Genomic DNA, 15,185 nt, shown 5'->3' with positions numbered 1-15,185 from the left:
TAAAGGCCTGCACAACAATCAACTGAAGGAGCCCACCATGCAAGACTGGCAACACTCGGTGATCTACCAGATCTACCCCAAAAGCTTCCACAGCCACGCGGGTAACGCCACCGGTGACCTGCTGGGCATCGTGGACAAGCTCGACTACCTCAAGTGGCTGGGTGTGGACTGCCTGTGGATCACCCCATTCCTGCGCTCGCCGCAACGCGACAACGGTTACGACATCAGCGACTACTACGCCATCGACCCCAGCTACGGGACCATGGCCGACTGCGACTTGCTGATCAGCGAAGCGGCCAAGCGCGGCATCAAGCTGATGCTCGACATCGTGGTCAACCACACCTCCATCGAGCACGAATGGTTCCAGCAGGCACGCAGCAGCCTGGACAATCCGTACCGCGACTTCTACATCTGGCGCGACCAGCCGAACAACTGGGAGTCCAAGTTCGGCGGCTCGGCCTGGGAATACGAGGCGCAAACCGGCCAGTACTTCCTGCACCTGTTCGACCACACCCAGGCCGACCTGAATTGGGACAATCCCAAGGTGCGCGCCGAGGTGTTCAAGCTGATGCGCTTCTGGCGCGACAAAGGCGTGGGCGGTTTCCGCCTGGATGTGATCAACCTGATCTCCAAGCCCGCCGATTTTCCCGAGGACACCAGCGACGGCCGCCGTTTCTACACCGACGGCCCGAACGTGCATGAATACCTGCAGGAAATGCACCGCGAAGTCTTCGAGGGGCATGACCTGATCAATGTCGGCGAGATGTCGTCCACCAGCCTCGAGCACTGCATTCGCTACTCCAATCCCGCGTCGAAAGAGCTGTCGATGACCTTCAACTTTCATCACCTGAAAGTCGATTACCCGAACCTGCAGAAGTGGGTGAAGGCTGACTTCGACTTCCTGCAGCTCAAGCAGATCTTCTCTGACTGGCAGCTGGGCATGCAGGCCGGTGGCGGCTGGAACGCGCTGTTCTGGTGTAACCACGACCAGCCGCGGGTGGTCTCGCGTTTCGGCAATGACGGTGAACATCGCGTGGTCTCGGCCAAGATGCTCGCCACCGCGCTGCACTTTCTCCAGGGCACGCCGTATGTGTACCAGGGCGAAGAACTGGGCATGACCAATCCGGGCTTTGACCGGATCGAGCAGTACCGCGATGTGGAGACCCTGAACATCTTCCGACTCAAGCGTGATGCGGGGGAATCCGAGGCGTCGAGCATGGCGGCGATCATGCAGAAGTCCCGCGATAACGGCCGTACGCCGATGCAGTGGAATGCCGATAGGAATGCCGGTTTCAGCAGCGGTGAACCCTGGATCGGCATTCCGGCCAATGCCTCCATCATCAACGTCGAAAGCCAACGGGATGACCCCGAGTCCGTGCTGCATCACTACCGCGCGTTGATTGCGTTGCGCCGTCATGAACCGCTGATCCAGGAAGGTATTTATCGCGAGCTGCTGCAAGGCCACTCGCAAGTCTGGGCGTACCTGCGCGAAGGCCATGGCGAACGCCTGCTGGTGCTGAACAACTTCTACGGCACGCCCTGCGAAATCCAACTGCCGGACAACGTGATCAACCAGGCGACTGAACAACGCCTGCTGATCAGTAACTACCCCGACTGCCCGGCGCGAACGGGCACGGTTGCATTACGCCCTTACGAATCGTTCGTGCTGCACCTCAAGGACTGAGACCCGCTGTAACCCCGTGTGGGAGCACGGGGCGCTGCAAAAAACATAATAAAAATATCGGAGTGCTTTATGAAAACAACAATAAAGCTGGGCCTCGTTGCGTCTTGTCTAAGCCTGCCTCTTGGCGTTCAAGCCTTGGAATTTGCGGGTTACGTGCGCAGTGGCGCGGGGACGTCGACGGGCAGCGGCCCACAGCAGTGTTTCCAATTACCCGGGGCGCAAACCAAATACCGTCTGGGCAACGAGTGCGAGCAGTACGCCGAACTGGAGTTGCGCCAAGACCTGCTCACCCTCGACGACGGCTCGGTGCTCAGCGTCGATGCCATGGCATCGCTCTACAACAAGTACGACCGCGCGCTGAAGTTCCAGGGCGAAAACAACGGCACCGCGCGCATGCCGCAGATGTATGCGCAGTGGTCCAACCTGCCAGCCCTTAATGGCGGTTCGCTGTGGGCCGGCCGGCGTTACTACAAACGTAACGACATCCATATCTCCGACTTCTACTACTGGAACCAGAGCGCCACGGGCGGTGGTATCGAGGACGTGCTGATCGGCGACCTCAAGTACAGCTATGCCATTTCCCGCAAGGACAACCTGTACCAGAAGGAATACGCCACCCGTCACGACTTCAACGTCGCGGGCTTCAAGACCAACCCCGGCGGCGAGCTGGAACTGGGCCTGAGCTACATCGAAAAAGCCGGCGGGCGCGACACCAACAGCGGTTGGGCGCTCACCGCGCAGCACGTGCAAAAACCTTTCCTGGGCGGCAAGAACAAGTTCGCCTTGCAGTACGGCGAAGGCCCCGGCACCGGCCTGGGTTACACCGGCAATACCTTCCTGGACAACAGCAGCAAAAGTTACCGCGCCGTGGAGTTTTTCGATTGGCAGGTGACCCCGCGTTTCGGTGGGCAGATCGAAGCGGTGTACCAGAAGGATATTCGTCCGGGCAGCCAGGACCAGACCTGGATGTCCCTCGGTGTGCGTCCGGCGTACGCCATCAGCGAACAGTTCAAACTGGTCGCCGAGCTTGGGCATGATCAGGTCGAGGCTACGGGCGGGACGCGCAAACTGAGCAAATTCACCTTCGCTCCGACCTGGTCGCCCAAAGGCCCGGATTTCTGGGCGCGGCCGGAGGTGCGCTTGTACTACACCTATGCCACCTGGAACGAAGCGGCCAAACGTGCGGCGAATGAATTGGCGGCGGGGTCGGCGTTGTCCGATACCGGCTCGTATGGCACGGCGCGGCATGGGTCGAACGTTGGTGTGCAGGTTGAGTATTGGTGGAAGTGACCCTTCCTCCGCTCAATGATATCTACGGAACAAAACAACAGGTGAAGTCATGACCACAACTCAACCCCTGGAATTACTGGCGCCCTTGTCGGGTGTGCTGCTGGCGCTGGACAAGGTGCCCGACCCGGTCTTCTCCAGCCGCCTGATTGGCGATGGCCTGTGCATCGACCCCACGTCGCAGACCCTCTGCGCGCCATTGGCCGGGACGATCAGCAATATCCAGGACAGTGGTCATGCCGTCAGCATCACCGACGACAACGGCGTCCAGGTGCTCATGCACATTGGCCTGGACACCGTGAACCTGGCGGGCAAGGGCTTCACCCGGTTGGTGCAGGAAGGCCAGCGGGTGGAGGCCGGGCAGCCGTTGATCGAATTCGATGCCGACTACGTGGCGCTCCATGCGCGCAGTCTGCTGACCTTGATGCTGGTGGTCAGCGGCGAACCGTTCAGCGTGTTGGCCACCGATGGTGTGGAGGTCGGCCAGCCGTTGCTGCAGTTATCCCCCGGTGAAGCCGTTGGCGCAGTGGACGAGGAGGAGGGCGATGCGCTGTTCTCCAAGCCGTTGACCTTACCCAATGCCAACGGTTTGCACGCCCGGCCGGCGGCGGTGTTCGCCCAGGCGGCGAAGGGGTTCAAGGCGAGCATCTACCTGCACAAGCAAACCCAGAGCGCCAACGCCAAGTCGCTGGTGGCAATCATGGCGTTGCAAACGGTACGGGGCGACAGCTTGCAGGTGAGCGCAGCAGGGCAAGATGCCGAAGAGGCGATCAAGGCGCTGGTGGCCTTGTTGGCTGAAGGTTGTGGCGAGGTAATTGCGAGCGTTGCCGAGCCTGTCGAAATTCAGTCGTCGGCGACCGTGCTGCGGGGCGTGTGTGCATCGCCGGGTTCGGCGTTTGGCCAGGTTGTTCAAGTGACTGAGCCTGAACTGACCATCACTGAGCAAGGCACGGGGGAAGCCACCGAACGTGCTGCCTTGGCGCGTGGCCTGCTGGCTGCCACTGAGGCATTGCAGGCGTTACGGGACAAGGCTGCCGGCAGTGCCCAGGCCGAGATTTTCCGCGCTCACCAGGAATTGCTCGAAGACCCGACCTTGCTGGAACAAGCCCACCGTTTGTTGGCGGAGGGCAAGAGCGCCGCGTTTGCCTGGAACAGTGCCACGCTCGCGACCGCCAAGCTATTCCAGGGGCTGGGCAACGCGCTGATCGCCGAGCGCGCGGCAGACCTGGCCGATGTCGGCAAGCGTGTGCTGAAACTGATCCTGGGTATTCAGGACAACGCCTGGGACTTGCCGGAGTGCGCGATCCTGATCGCCGAGCAATTGACCCCTTCGCAGACGGCCAGCCTGGATACCCGCAAAGTGCTGGGGTTCGTCACCGTTGGCGGCGGCGCGACCAGCCATGTCGCCATCCTTGCCCGCGCCCTCGGCCTACCGGCCATTTGCGGTGTTCCAACCGAGGTGCTGGGGCTGGCCAATGGCAAACAGGTGTTGCTCGACGCCGACAAGGGCGAGCTGCACCTGGAGCCGGACCTGGCCGAAATCGAGCAACTGGACATTGCGCGCAAGCAACAGGCGCTCCGCCATCAGCGCGATGTGGCACAGGCGTCTTTGTCCGCCACCACCCGCGATGGCCATCACGTCGAAGTCACCGCCAACGTGGCCTCGTTGCAGGAGGTGGAGCAATCCCTGACCCTGGGTGGCGAAGGTGTCGGCCTTTTGCGCTCGGAATTCCTCTACCTGGATCGCAACCGCGCGCCAGGCCCCGATGAACAAGCGGCCACCTACACCGCCATCGCCCGTGCCCTGGGCACCGAGCGCAACCTGGTGGTGCGCACCCTGGACGTCGGCGGCGACAAGCCGTTGGCCTATGTGCCGATGGACGCCGAAACCAACCCGTTCCTCGGCCTGCGCGGTATCCGCCTGTGCCTGGAACGTCCTGAGCTGCTGCGCGAACAATTCCGTGCGATCCTCGCCAGCGCAGGCTTTGCGCGGCTGCACATCATGTTGCCGATGGTCAGCCTGCTATCGGAGCTGCACCTGGCCCGCAGGATTCTTGAAGAGGAAGCACTGGCGCTGGGGCTTACCGAGCTGCCGAAGCTGGGCATCATGATAGAAGTGCCGTCTGCCGCGCTGATGGCGGATGTGTTCGCGCCCCACGTGGACTTTTTCTCCATCGGCACCAACGACCTGACTCAATACACCCTGGCCATGGACCGCGACCACCCGCGCCTGGCCAACCAGGCCGATAGTTTCCACCCGGCGGTGCTGCGCCTGATCGCCACCACGGTCAAGGCCGCCCATGCCCATGGCAAGTGGGTGGGGGTGTGCGGTGCGCTGGCTTCCGAAGCGCTGGCCGTGCCGGTGCTGATCGGACTGGGCGTGGACGAGTTGTCGGTCAGCGTGCCGTTGATCCCCACCATCAAGGCCACCGTGCGCGAACTGGACCTGGCCGACTGCCAGATCATCGCCCGCCAGGTACTGGGCCTGGAAGAAGCCGCCCAGGTGCGTGAGGCCTTGCGCCAATATCACGCAGCCACCGTTGAAACCTCACCTGTCATGGAGCTTTGAGCATGTTCGAGAAATTGCAGCGGGCGTTCTGGAAAGCCCTGACGCCGGATTTGATTGCCGAGACCGTAGCAACACCGACGCAGAGTCTATTGCCGGCCGAAGTAATCAGCGCGTTGGGCGGCGCGGACAACCTCAAAACGCAGCAGCGTGTGGCGCTGACGCGGGTGCGGGTGCAGTTGCAGGATGCGGGGCGGTTGGATGAGGTGGCGTTGAAGGCGGCCGGTGTCGCAGGGGTGATGGTGTTAACAGGCGGCGTAGTCCATCTGCTCACCGGTCTCTAATCCAAATAGAGATCAAAATGTGGGAGGGGGCTTGCCCCCGATTGCAATGTATCTGTCAGCTTATTTGTAGCTGACACACCGCTATCGGGGGTAAGCCACCTCCCACCGGGTTTTGCTGTGTTCTTACAACTGCGGGTTATCTTCCGGCGGCTTGGTCTTGTCGATACCCGGCACATGCAAGTTGCCTTCGACCACCTGGTTGCCCTCCAGCTGCGGCTGGGTCACCCAGGTGAGGATGTCGTAGTAACGCCGGATGTTCGCCACAAAGTGCACCGGCTCACCGCCTCGCGCATAGCCGTAGCGGGTCTTGCTGTACCACTGCTTCTGTGACAGGCGCGGCAGCATCTTTTTCACATCCAGCCACTTGTTCGGGTTCAGGCCTTCGCGCTTGGCCAGCGTGCGCGCATCCTCCAGGTGGCCGGTGCCAACGTTGTAGGCGGCGAGGGCGAACCAGGTGCGATCCGGTTCGGCGATGCTGTCGTCCAGTTCATCCTTGATCTTGGCCAGGTATTTGGCGCCGCCCATGATGCTTTGCTTGGGATCCAGGCGGTTGGACACGCCCATGGCCTGGGCGGTGTTCTGGGTCAGCATCATCAGGCCACGCACGCCGGTCTTGGAGGTGACGGCCGGCTGCCACAGCGATTCCTGATAGCCGATGGCGGCCAGCAGGCGCCAATCGACCTTTTCTTCCTTGGCATAGGCGCGGAAGTGTTTCTCGTACTTGGGTAAACGCTGCTGCAGATGCTGGGCGAAGGTGTAGGCACCCACATAGCCGAGCACGTCGACGTGCCCGTAGTAGCGGTCTTTAAGACGCTGCAACGTGCCGTTCTTCTCGACTTTATCCAGGTAACTGTTGATCTCGTTGAGCAGGCTGTTGTCATCACCGGCAGCGACAGCCCAGCTCTGGTTGCTGGCGTCGCCCAGGTCGAACGCCACGCGTACGTTGGGGAAGTACACCTGGTTCATCGCCACTTCGTTGGAGTCCACCAGGGTCAGATCGATTTGCCCCTCGTCCACCATGCGCAGCAGGTCGACTACCTCAACGGCGTCGGATTCTTCGTATTCAATTGCAGGATTCTGCTTCTTCAGCGCCGCCAATTGTTCGGCGTGGGTGCTGCCCTTGAGCACCATGATCTTCTTGCCCACCAGGTCCGCCGCGTTCGTCGGGCGGGACTGGCCATTGCGGTAGATGATCTGCGGAGTGACTTCCAGGTAAGGGTGGGAGAAACGTACCTGCGCCTTGCGCTGTTCGCTGCTGACCAGGCCGGCGGCGGCGAGGACCGGGCCGTTGGGTTTGCCCAGCTGGCCGAACAGGTCGTCGAGGTTGTCGGCGGTCTCGATTTCCAGCTTCACGCCCAGGTCGTCGGCGAAGCGCTTGACCAGTTCGTACTCGAAACCGGTTTCACCGTTGCGGTCCTGGAAATAAGTCGCCGGGCTGTTCCGGGTGATCACCCGCAAGACGCCATCCTCCTTGATTCGCTCGAGCGTGCTGGGTTTATCAACACAGGCGCTGAGCATCAGGAAGAGTCCGGTGGCGATGAGCCATTTGGCGCATCGCGGTCGCAAAGCCGTTGGGGAGAACATCTGCGCAGTATACGCAAACGGCCCACGGCGCCATATCTCGACAGCGTGGACGTTGTCTGCTAGCGCCGGCAAAACTGTGCTGCAACCCGCAGAAACGCGGCTTGGCGAGGGATTGTGACGGTTAAAATAACTGCGCCGAATGCCCCTCATGACCCGGCGAAAGGGGTGTAATCCGGCCAACTGACGTTCGGCGGCAGCCACCGGTAGCGTTTCGGGTGCCGTTGGCGGCGGTTTACGCTAGAATGCACGGCCTCAAAGCACACCCCCTTCCCGAGGCTGTCCCGAAGATGTTGATCCTGCGCGGCGCTCCTGCCCTTTCTGCCTTTCGCCACAGCAAACTCCTTGAGCAACTGAGCCAGAAGGTTCCAGCTGTTACAGGCCTGTACGCTGAATTTGCTCACTTCGCCGACGTTACCGGCGTGTTGAACGCCGACGAACAGCAAGTGCTCGCACGCCTTCTGAAGTACGGCCCAAGCGTTCCGGTCCAAGAGCCTGATGGCCGCTTGTTCCTGGTGCTGCCACGGTTCGGCACCATCTCGCCCTGGTCGAGCAAGGCCAGCGATATCGCCCGTAACTGCGGCCTGGAGAAAATCCAGCGTCTGGAGCGTGGTATCGCTTTCTACGTCGCGGGCCAGTTCAGCGATGCCGACGCCGAGCTGATCGCCAGCAGCCTGCACGACCGCATGACCCAGATCATCGTCAGCCAGCTGGAACAGGCTGCCGGCCTGTTCAGCCATGCCGAGCCCAAGCCGCTGACCGCGATTGACGTGCTCGGCGGTGGCCGCGCCGCCCTCGAGAAGGCCAACACCGAGCTGGGCCTGGCCCTGGCCGAAGACGAGATCGACTACCTGGTCAACGCCTTCAACGGCTTGAAGCGCAACCCGCACGACATCGAACTGATGATGTTCGCCCAGGCCAACTCCGAGCACTGCCGTCACAAGATCTTCAACGCCAGTTGGGACATCGACGGCGAAAGCCAGGAAAAAAGCCTGTTCGGCATGATCAAGAACACCTACGTGATGCACAGCGAAGGAGTTCTTTCTGCTTATAAGGACAACGCCTCGGTGATCGTCGGCTCCGTCGCCGGCCGTTTCTTCCCGGACCCTGAGACCCGCCAGTACGGTGCGGTCCAGGAGCCGGTGCACATCCTGATGAAGGTCGAGACCCACAACCACCCGACCGCGATTGCCCCGTTCCCGGGCGCAGCCACCGGTTCCGGCGGCGAAATTCGCGACGAAGGCGCCACCGGCCGTGGCGCCAAGCCCAAGGCGGGCCTCACCGGTTTCACCGTGTCCAACCTGCAGATCCCGGGTTTCGAACAGCCGTGGGAAGTGCCGTACGGCAAACCCGAGCGCATCGTCACTGCGCTGGACATCATGATCGAAGGCCCGCTGGGCGGCGCTGCGTTCAACAACGAATTCGGGCGTCCGGCGCTGACCGGTTACTTCCGGACCTTCGAACAATCCATCACCACCCCGCGTGGCGATGAAGTGCGCGGCTACCACAAGCCGATCATGTTGGCCGGCGGCATGGGCAACATCCGTGAAGAACACGTCAAGAAAGGCGAGATCCTGGTCGGCTCCAAGCTGATCGTGCTCGGCGGCCCGGCGATGCTGATCGGCCTGGGCGGCGGCGCCGCTTCTTCCATGGCCACCGGCACCAGCTCGGCAGACCTGGACTTCGCTTCCGTACAGCGCGAAAACCCAGAGATGGAGCGTCGCTGCCAGGAAGTCATCGACCGTTGCTGGCAGTTGGGTGACAAGAACCCGATCAGCTTCATCCACGACGTCGGCGCCGGTGGTTTGTCCAACGCCTTCCCGGAACTGGTCAACGATGGCGACCGGGGTGGCCGTTTCGAACTGCGCAACATTCCAAACGACGAGCCGGGCATGGCCCCGCACGAAATCTGGAGCAACGAATCCCAGGAGCGCTACGTATTGGCGGTCGGCGCTGAAGACTTCGCGCGCTTCCAGGCCATCTGCGAACGCGAGCGTTGCCCGTTTGCCGTGGTCGGCGAAGCCACTGCCGAACCGCAGCTGACGGTTACCGACAGCCACTTCGGCAACAGCCCGGTGGACATGCCGCTTGAAGTGCTGCTGGGCAAAGCCCCGCGCATGCACCGTTCGGCGGTACGTGAAGCCGAGCTGGGCGATGACTTCGACCCAAGCCAACTTGAACTGGCCGACAGCATCGAACGCGTGCTGCACCACCCGGCCGTGGCGAGCAAGAGCTTCCTGATCACCATCGGCGACCGCACCATCACCGGCCTTGTGGCCCGTGACCAGATGGTCGGCCCGTGGCAAGTGCCGGTGGCTGACGTTGCCGTCACCGCTACCAGCTTCGACGTCTACACCGGTGAAGCCATGGCCATGGGCGAACGTACGCCGCTGGCCCTGCTGGATGCGCCGGCGTCAGGCCGCATGGCAATCGGTGAAACCCTCACCAACATCGCCGCGTCGCGCATCGGCAAGCTGTCCGATATCAAGCTGTCGGCCAACTGGATGTCCGCTGCCGGCCACCCGGGTGAAGATGCGCGCCTGTACGACACCGTCAAGGCGGTCGGCATGGAACTGTGCCCTGAGCTGGGCATCACCATTCCGGTGGGCAAGGACTCCATGTCCATGGCCACCCGTTGGAACGAAGACGGCGTCGACAAGACAGTCACCTCGCCGCTGTCGCTGATCGTCACCGGTTTTGCACCGGTCACTGACATCCGCCAGACCCTGACCCCGCAACTGCGCATGGACAAGGGCACCACCGACCTGATTCTGATCGACCTGGGCCGTGGCCAGAACCGCATGGGCGCGTCGATCCTGGCGCAGACCCATGGCAAGCTCGGCAAGCAGGCTCCGGACGTCGATGACGCCGAGGACCTCAAAGCCTTCTTTGCCGTGATCCAGGGCCTCAACGCCGACGGTCACCTGCTGGCTTACCACGACCGTTCCGATGGCGGCTTGCTGACCAGCGTTGTCGAGATGGCCTTCGCCGGTCACTGCGGCCTGAATATCGTGCTCGACAGCGTTGCCGAGGATGCGTCCGAGATCAACGGCATCCTGTTCAACGAAGAGCTGGGCGCAGTGATCCAGGTTCGCCAGGACGCGACCCCGGACGTACTCGCCCAATTCAGCGCCGCCGGCCTGGACGACTGCGTGGCCGTGATCGGCCAGCCGATCAACAATGGCGAGATCAACATCTCGTTCAATGGCGACACGGTGATTGCCGGCCAGCGCCGCTTGCTGCAACGCCAGTGGGCCGAGACCAGCTACCAGATCCAACGCCTGCGTGACAACGCCGACTGCGCCGAGCAGGAATTCGACGTGATCCTGGAAGAAGAGAATCCGGGCCTGAGCACCAAGCTCAGCTTCGACGTCAACCAGGACATCGCCGCGCCTTACATCAAGAAAGGCATTCGTCCACAGGTTGCCGTACTGCGTGAGCAGGGCGTCAACGGCCAGGTGGAAATGGCGGCGGCGTTCGATCGCGCCGGCTTCAATGCGATCGACGTGCACATGAGCGATATCCTCGCCGGTCGCGTTGACCTCAACGAGTTCAAAGGCCTGGTGGCCTGCGGCGGTTTCTCCTACGGCGACGTGCTGGGTGCCGGTGAAGGCTGGGCCAAGTCGGCCCTGTTCAACAGCCGTGCGCGCGATGCGTTCCAGGGCTTCTTCGAGCGCAACGACAGCTTTACCCTGGGTGTGTGCAACGGTTGCCAGATGATGTCCAACCTCAGCGAACTGATCCCGGGCAGCGAGTTCTGGCCGCACTTTGTGCGCAACCGTTCCGAGCAGTTCGAAGCCCGTGTTGCCATGGTGCAGGTGCAGGAGTCCAACTCGATCTTCCTGCAAGGCATGGCCGGTTCGCGCATGCCGATCGCCATTGCCCACGGTGAAGGCCATGCCGAGTTCGCCAGTGAAGAAGCCTTGCTTGAAGCTGACCTGTCCGGCACCGTCGCCCTGCGTTTCGTCGACAACCACGGCAAGGTCACCGAGACCTACCCGGCCAACCCGAACGGCTCGCCGCGCGGGATCACCGGCCTTACCAGCCGCGACGGTCGCGTGACCATCATGATGCCGCACCCGGAGCGTGTATTCCGCGCCGTGCAGAACTCGTGGCGTCCGGAAGAGTGGAACGAAGACGGCGCCTGGATGCGCATGTTCCGCAACGCCCGCGTGTGGGTGAACTGAGGCCGTGTACAAGCTCAGCTTCTTCGTGCCCGACAGCCACGTGGAGACGGTGAAAACCGCTGTCTTCGCCGCTGGCGGCGGGCGCATCGGCAACTACGACAGCTGCGCCTGGCAAGTGCTGGGCCAGGGCCAATTCCGCGCGTTGGACGGCAGTCAGCCGTTTATCGGGCAGGTGGGCCAGGTTGAAGTGGTTGAAGAGTGGAAGGTTGAGCTGGTGGTGGCGGATGAGTTGATTGTGGCTGTAGTGGCCGCGTTGAAGCTGAGCCATCCGTACGAGACGCCGGCTTATGAAGTGTGGCAGTTGGCGGATTTCTGATTCGTACGCTGCAAAAACAAGAAACCCGCTGGGCCAGTTTGGTCAGCGGGTTTTTTGTTGGCTGTGAGGGCCCATTCGCGAGCAAGCCCGCTCCCACATTCGGCCGTGGTTATCCTGAAAAAATGCAGTCGAATGTGGGAGCGGGCTTGCTCGCGAAGACGTCGGCACAGGCGCCTCAGATCTTTCCGACAAGCCTTTCAGGTTGTCCCTCGGAACTCGCCTCACTAACCTTCGCCAGTCGCTGCCAATTCAGCGATCGGGACTGCAAGCCCGCCGAAACATCACCAGTTACTCGTAAGCGCCTTTATAATTGCGGCGCTTTTTCATGGACGCCATTTATGGTGGCTGTGTGCGGGAGACCTCCGGGTCTACCGAGGTTTTCTGGTGACTCGGTCTTGCAGGCCCGCACACAGCTGCCACCCATCATCTGCAAGTGATGCTGGTAGTTCTTACTTCACACCAGAGGTTTACCATGATCAAAGACAGCCCAAATCCCCCAGCCAGCTATCAAACCACCGACCAACTCTTCAGCGTACGACTCAGCCTCGACAGCGAAACCCTACTCGCCAATGCCGCCCAGGATATTGCTTCAGTGCAGGCGCTGACGGGCCATTTGGCCTTTGAAGTCGACGGTGCCCAGCGAGACATCGCACTGGCAGTTCACCGGATGCTTGAAGGTATCCAATTGATGGTGGATCGGGTGTTGGACTTGAATGAGATTCCTGGTCTTAACACTCCAGTTGCCAGTTAAGGCCAATCGCAGGCAAGCCAGCTCCCACCGTTTTGAATGTATTCACAGATCAACAATGTGGGAGCGGGCTTGCCCGCGATGGCGTCAGTCCAGGCACCTCAATTATCAGCATTCAGGTCGCGAATGTAGTCAGTCAGAAACTCCTTCCAACTGATGGTGCTGTTACCGCCTGGGTTGACCTCACTCAACAACTTCTTGAGATCCTCCGGCGTGAAGTAAGGCTCCATCGCCGTTGGCGTCGTAGCGCTTGAAGTCCGCGCGCACGCGCTCCAATTGCTGCGGTGTCAGTTTTCTCTCAAGGGCTTTGCTCATGATTGCCTCGGTTTCTTCAAGTCGATGAAAAAACATCAGGGCGACCGCAACGTCCGTGTTCTGCCGTGTCGACTGACACTAGGGTGGAAATTTTTAGCCGTCTACTGTCAACTCTGACAGTTACGCAAAACGCCAGCGCCGTTTCTACTAAGTGCTCATTCATCGCAACGGAGAGCAATCATGGCACTTACTATCGATAAGGTGGTTGGAGGGGGGGTCGACATCCCCAATGGTGGTGATACACCGGCCGCACGGGTATTTGTCTACGGGAAAGCGCTGTTTCCTGACCAACCTTTGATTTTTCACAATGATCGTGAGCCAGAGGTGCGTATAACTGCAGATAATCAGGGCGACTGGAATCATGCTGTAGCTACACCGCAACAGCAGTCCTATACGTTCTATGTGACTACGCGAGATGGGCAGAACGCGTCCAACAGGTGGCAAGTCAATAAAGTTTGACGGCCATTAATGATCGTTCCTACTCTGTGGCGAGGGAGCAAGCTCCCTCGCCACAGGGGTCAGGCGTTGATCGGGCGAGCGACTAACTGCTCCAATGCTTCACCTAACCCCGAAGCCTTGTCACCAATCAGCAAGTGCCAAACACCGCTGTCCAGTTGGCTCACTCCTTGGCAACCGAGTGCCGTCAGATCCGCTTCGGACAATACCGAATCATCCCCCAATTCCACCCGCAACCGCGTCATCGCCACGGCTTCCAGCTGCCGCACATTGCCTCGGCCACCCAAGGCGTTCAGCCATTTTTCGGCCTCCTGCACATTCACCGCCACCGGCTTATCCACAGGCGCAACCATCACCGGCGCACTGGCAACAAATGAAGGCATCGCCAATCGAATCTCATCGGCAATGCTATCGGCCATCGGCCCAACCACCACCTGCAAGCTTCCGCCATTGCCCGGCCGCACCACGGCCATGGCGCCCAGCGCTTTCAAGTCCGCATCCACCGCCTTGTTGCGGTCGAGCATGTCCAGACGCAGACGCGTGGTGCAGGCACCGACACTCAGTAAATTCTCGGCACCGCCCAATGCCTGGATATACGCCAGGGCGCGCTGGTTATCCGTCATCACCTCCGCCTGCACGACCTGGATGTCTTCACGCCCCGGCGTTTTCAGGTTGAAGCGGCGAATGCAGTAGTTGAACACGCTGTAATAGACCAGTGCATAGGCCAGGCCAACCGGAAACACCAGCCAGCCATTGGTGGACTTGCCCCAACCCAGCACCATGTCGATAAACCCACCGGAGAAGGTGAACCCGAGGTGGATATTCAGCAGGTTGGTGACCGCCATCGACAGGCCGGTCAGCAGCGCATGCAACAAATAAAGGAACGGCGCGAGGAACATGAAGGCGAATTCAATCGGCTCGGTCACCCCGGTCAGAAACGACGTCAGCGCCATCGACAGGAAAATCCCTCCCATCACTTTGCGCCGTTCCGGCAGCGCATTGCGGTACATCGCCAGGCACGCAGCCGGCAGGCCGAACAACATCACCGGGAACATGCCGGTCATGAACTGGCCGCCTTTGGGGTCGCCAGCAAAATAACGGGTCAGGTCGCCGGTCACCACGGCACCGGTCACCGGGTCGGTGAAGGTGCCAAACACGAACCACGCCATATTGTTGAGGATGTGGTGCAGACCGGTGACGATCAGCAGGCGGTTGAACACGCCAAACACGAAGGCGCCCAGGCTGCCGCTCTCCATCAGCAATACGCCGAAGCTGTTGATGCCATGCTGGATCGGCGGCCAGATCAGGCCGAAGATCACACCCAGCGCGACCGCCGAGAACCCCGTGACAATCGGTACGAACCTTCGCCCACCAAAAAACGCGAGGTACTCCGGCAGCTTGATGTCCTTGAAGCGGTTATACAGCGCGCCTGCCATCAAACCACTGGCGATACCGGCGAGCATGCCCATGTTGATGGTCGAGTCCATCACCTTGAGCGTGGAAACCATCACCAGGTAACCAATCGCCCCGGCGAGACCCGCCGTGCCGTTGTTGTCGCGGGCAAAGCCCACGGCGATGCCGATGGCAAAGATCAGCGCCAGGTTGGCGAAGATCGCCTGCCCGGCGTCGTGCATCACCGCGATGTTCAAAAGATCGGTGTCGCCCAGGCGCAGCAACAGGCCGGCGATCGGCAGGATCGCGATCGGTAGCATCAGTGCACGGCCCAGGCGTTGCAGGCCTTCGATGAAATGTTGGTACATG

Annotated in this window: 11 protein-coding genes; 8 read left to right on the top strand and 3 right to left on the bottom strand. The window is 61.1% G+C overall.

Annotation, left to right across the window (positions count from 1 at the left end):
- Nucleotides 1–37: 37 nt before the first annotated feature.
- The 4 genes from treC to LUU92_RS23620 all read left to right on the top strand — a co-directional run bounded on the left by treC (nucleotide 38) and on the right by LUU92_RS23620 (nucleotide 5,821).
- Complete coding sequence (gene treC, locus LUU92_RS23635; protein WP_071489266.1) at nucleotides 38–1,684, top strand: alpha,alpha-phosphotrehalase; 1,647 nt, start codon at nucleotides 38–40, stop codon at nucleotides 1,682–1,684.
- A gap of 69 nt (nucleotides 1,685–1,753) precedes the next feature.
- Nucleotides 1,754–2,974 (top strand): maltoporin, encoded by a 1,221-nt coding sequence (locus tag LUU92_RS23630; protein WP_257102717.1) that lies wholly within the window; start codon nucleotides 1,754–1,756, stop codon nucleotides 2,972–2,974.
- 49 nt (nucleotides 2,975–3,023) lie between these two features.
- Entirely contained in the window at nucleotides 3,024–5,540 is a 2,517-nt protein-coding gene (ptsP, locus tag LUU92_RS23625; RefSeq protein WP_257102716.1) for a phosphoenolpyruvate--protein phosphotransferase, read from the top strand.
- A 2-nt stretch (nucleotides 5,541–5,542) separates the two neighbouring features.
- Nucleotides 5,543–5,821 (top strand): PTS sugar transporter subunit IIB, encoded by a 279-nt coding sequence (locus tag LUU92_RS23620; RefSeq protein ID WP_071489269.1) that lies wholly within the window; start codon nucleotides 5,543–5,545, stop codon nucleotides 5,819–5,821.
- 123 nt (nucleotides 5,822–5,944) lie between these two features.
- On the opposite strand, the gene mltF is transcribed toward LUU92_RS23620, so the two are convergent.
- Nucleotides 5,945–7,405, bottom strand: a complete 1,461-nt coding sequence (mltF, locus tag LUU92_RS23615) for a membrane-bound lytic murein transglycosylase MltF (RefSeq protein ID WP_071489270.1) — start codon at nucleotides 7,403–7,405, stop codon at nucleotides 5,945–5,947.
- Nucleotides 7,406–7,692: 287 nt separating this feature from the next.
- Here mltF and purL point away from each other — a divergent pair, with 287 nt between their 5' ends.
- From purL to LUU92_RS23600, 3 genes are all read left to right on the top strand, one after another.
- Entirely contained in the window at nucleotides 7,693–11,589 is a 3,897-nt protein-coding gene (gene purL, locus LUU92_RS23610; RefSeq protein ID WP_257102715.1) for a phosphoribosylformylglycinamidine synthase, read from the top strand.
- A gap of 4 nt (nucleotides 11,590–11,593) precedes the next feature.
- Nucleotides 11,594–11,905 carry a YqfO family protein gene (locus LUU92_RS23605; RefSeq protein WP_015885716.1) on the top strand — a complete coding sequence of 104 codons (312 nt, stop codon included), beginning with the start codon at nucleotides 11,594–11,596 and terminating at the stop codon, nucleotides 11,903–11,905.
- Nucleotides 11,906–12,377: 472 nt separating this feature from the next.
- Nucleotides 12,378–12,656, top strand: a complete 279-nt coding sequence (locus LUU92_RS23600) for a DUF6124 family protein (RefSeq protein ID WP_071489272.1) — start codon at nucleotides 12,378–12,380, stop codon at nucleotides 12,654–12,656.
- A gap of 180 nt (nucleotides 12,657–12,836) precedes the next feature.
- Here LUU92_RS23600 and LUU92_RS23595 read toward each other — a convergent pair whose 3' ends face one another.
- The gene (locus LUU92_RS23595) at nucleotides 12,837–12,968 is read right to left on the bottom strand and encodes a hypothetical protein (protein ID WP_257102714.1); all 132 of its coding nucleotides are present in this window, start codon (nucleotides 12,966–12,968) and stop codon (nucleotides 12,837–12,839) included.
- A 180-nt stretch (nucleotides 12,969–13,148) separates the two neighbouring features.
- On the opposite strand from LUU92_RS23595, the gene LUU92_RS23590 reads away from it, so the two are divergent.
- Nucleotides 13,149–13,427: a hypothetical protein gene (locus tag LUU92_RS23590; protein WP_071489273.1), complete on the top strand. Its 279-nt coding sequence runs from the start codon at nucleotides 13,149–13,151 to the stop codon at nucleotides 13,425–13,427.
- A 59-nt stretch (nucleotides 13,428–13,486) separates the two neighbouring features.
- Here LUU92_RS23590 and nagE read toward each other — a convergent pair whose 3' ends face one another.
- Nucleotides 13,487–15,184 (bottom strand): N-acetylglucosamine-specific PTS transporter subunit IIBC, encoded by a 1,698-nt coding sequence (gene nagE, locus LUU92_RS23585; RefSeq protein ID WP_071489274.1) that lies wholly within the window; start codon nucleotides 15,182–15,184, stop codon nucleotides 13,487–13,489.
- Nucleotide 15,185 lies beyond the last annotated feature (1 nt).

The organism is Pseudomonas extremorientalis (genome assembly GCF_024584605.1).
GTDB classification, from domain to species: Bacteria; Pseudomonadota; Gammaproteobacteria; order Pseudomonadales; family Pseudomonadaceae; genus Aquipseudomonas; species Aquipseudomonas extremorientalis.
The sequence above is the reverse complement of the archived record's forward strand: the minus strand, read 5'-3'. Positions and strand labels throughout refer to the sequence as shown.